A 983-nucleotide genomic window follows, 5' to 3' on the forward strand; every position below is an offset into this window, starting at 1 on the left:
ATGGGCAAAACGGCCTGCAAACCGGCCGAAATGCACGTCGCAATCGCTGCGCAGCCACGTCTGGGCGGCTCGTTTCTTCGAAAGCAGCGTCACTGGTGCGTTCGAAGGGTATTTTTTCAACGGCCTGCTAGGTGGGCGTTGTCGTTTCTGGGCCTGGCGTTCGCCTGGCTGCCCGGCGCTGGAGACTCCCCATGAAGCTGCTTATCACCCGTGCGGCGGTCATCGCTGCCGATGGCGGCGTGCGCGCGTTCGTGCCGGGCCTGACGGTCGAGGTCGATGCGGCCACCGCCCAACAGATCCTGGCGCAGCAAGCAGGCGTCGCTGTCGAGCTCGCCCAAGCGCTGCCGGCCCAGGCCGAGCCCGTCTCGCCGACTCAGACGAGCGCGACTGCCAACCAGCCGCGCCGCCGTAAGAGCGCCGATGCTGAAACTTGACCTCAGCGCCGATGTGGCCAGGACGACCGCGTATCTTTCGCAGACGGCCAGGAAGCGCGTCCCGAGTGCCGTCGCCAAGGCGCTGACCCGCACCGCGTACGATGCCCGCGATGCGGTGCGCGCCGTGATGCCTCAGAGGTTCACCATCCGCCGGCCTTGGGTTGTCCAGGGCGTTGGCGTCACGCCCGCGAACCCGCGCACGCTCAGTGCCGAAGTCTGGTCGCGCGACCGCGTCATGGCGCTGCAGGAGACGGGCGGCGTCAAGACCGGCAAGCTGGCGATCCCCATGGGTCGGATGGCCGCCAAAGCCAAGACCCAGGTCATCCCCAAGAGCCAGTGGCCGCGCGCGATGCTGGCGAAGAAGGGCGTGTTCGTCCGCCGTGGCGCCGTATTCGAGCGCAAAGGCAAGGCCATTCAGGCCCTGTACCTGCTGCGCCGTCAGCAGAAGGTCGAACCGCGCTTTGGCATGGCCGACACCGTGCGAAGCGTGGCTCTGCGGGAGTACCAACGGCAGATGGAGCGGGCGCTGCGGGAAGAGTTGACGAAGGG

2 protein-coding genes are annotated in these 983 nt (G+C 67.4%); both read left to right on the top strand.

The window, feature by feature from the left end; all coding sequences use genetic code 11:
• Positions 1-191 precede the first annotated feature (191 nt).
• Positions 192-434, top strand: coding sequence for a hypothetical protein (locus Tther_RS13145; protein WP_143904578.1), 243 nt, complete (start codon positions 192-194; stop codon positions 432-434).
• On the top strand, positions 421-983 hold a 563-nt coding region (locus tag Tther_RS13150), incomplete at its 3' end, for a DUF6441 family protein (RefSeq protein ID WP_143904580.1). The genes Tther_RS13145 and Tther_RS13150, both read left to right, overlap by 14 nt.

The organism is Tepidimonas thermarum, from assembly GCF_007556705.1.
Taxonomy (GTDB): domain Bacteria; phylum Pseudomonadota; class Gammaproteobacteria; order Burkholderiales; family Burkholderiaceae_C; genus Tepidimonas; species Tepidimonas thermarum.

Excerpts from the sequence above, each read along its gene's own strand:
- Tther_RS13145 (WP_143904578.1), top strand. The coding sequence starts at position 192 with ATGAAGCTGCTTATCACCCGTGCGGCGGTCATCGCTGCCGATGGCGGC.